The following is a 1226-nucleotide window of genomic DNA, read 5'->3' as shown; positions in this document are numbered from 1 at the left end:
CACAACACGCGATTATCGCGCCCATTAATTGTGGGTCACGGTCGAGACGGCCGATGCCTTTATGATCCGGAAGCCAAGCGAGAGTTGGTAGAAGTTTGCTTGCAACCGGGACTTTCGGTAGCCAAGGTCGCGCTGGAATTCGGGATCAATGCCAATCTGCTGCGCAAGTGGATGGGGCTTTACCGTGAAACGGGCCATGCGGGTCGGTACAGTTCATCAGCATTGCCGGCTTTTGTACCCGTTCATTCACTGAACGCTGAAAAATCGGCTGAGTCGATACTCAATGCGGAGTTGCCCAACGGCGTTAAACTGGCGTTGCCCTCTGGTGCGCTGACCGATCTACCATTGATTTTGAAAGTCTTAGCCGAGCTGCCATGTTCCGTTTCGACGCCGGATTGAAGGTCTACCTGCACCGCGAGCCGGTCGATGGTCGCAAGGCCATTAATGGCTTGGCATTGTTGGTCGAGCAGGCATTAGGCCTGAACCCCTTTGAGCCGGCCATTTACGTGTTCAGCAATCGGCGGCGGGATCGAATCAAACTGCTGTTGTGGGATCGTACCGGTTTCTGGCTGATGCTCAAACGGCTGGAAACGGATCGATTTTGCTGGCCGAAAGAGGCGGCTGTCGTCACGTTGACGGTCGAGCAACTGCACTGGCTGTTAGCCGGTATTGACCTGGTGGCGATGCGGCCGCATCCGGCGCGAATCTATACAAAAACTAGCTGAAACAATGAGTTAAATCGATTAAAATAGCAGCATGACGACCACCATCACGCTGTCCGCCGAAGATTATCAGGCGTTGCTGACCGAGCAACAACGGCTGACTCAACAACTGCGGTTAGTGACGATCGAGCGTGATTGTTTGAAAGAACGCGTGGATGCCTTTTTGCATAAGCTGTATGCCGCCAAGTCCGAGGCGCGGGCCAACCCAACTCAACGCGACCTATTCCTGAACGAAGCCGAAGCCTTAGCCCCTAAAGGTGCACCGGTCGCCGAGGAAAGTACGCCCGAAACGATCGAGGTGGCCGGTCACAGTCGCAAGAAGCGCGGCCGTAAGCCGCTCGATCCGCATCTGCCGCGCGAGATTGTGCGGCATGAACTGCCGGAAGCCGAACGCATCTGCGGCCATGACGGTACTCGTCTGGTGGAAATCGGCGCCGAGATTAGTGAGCAACTCGACATCGTGCCGCAACAGGTTCGGGTGATTCAGCATCACCGTATCAAATA

At 55.5% G+C, this 1226-nt stretch carries 3 protein-coding genes; all 3 read left to right on the top strand.

Going from position 1 to position 1226, the window contains the following annotated elements; translation table 11 throughout:
- The coding region (locus AC3B8H_RS21525) for a transposase (RefSeq protein WP_488443547.1) at positions 1-399 on the top strand (399 nt) is incomplete at its 5' end.
- Positions 375-725, top strand: a complete 351-nt coding sequence (gene tnpB / locus AC3B8H_RS21520) for an IS66 family insertion sequence element accessory protein TnpB (RefSeq protein WP_488443546.1) — start codon at positions 375-377, stop codon at positions 723-725. The genes AC3B8H_RS21525 and tnpB, both read left to right, overlap by 25 nt.
- Positions 726-756: 31 nt before the next feature.
- Positions 757-1226 (top strand): IS66 family transposase (locus AC3B8H_RS21515; RefSeq protein WP_488443545.1); only part of this gene is annotated, 470 nt, incomplete at its 3' end.

This window comes from Methylomonas sp. BG-2 (genome assembly GCF_057766305.1).
The sequence above is the reverse complement of the archived record's forward strand: the minus strand, read 5'-3'. Positions and strand labels throughout refer to the sequence as shown.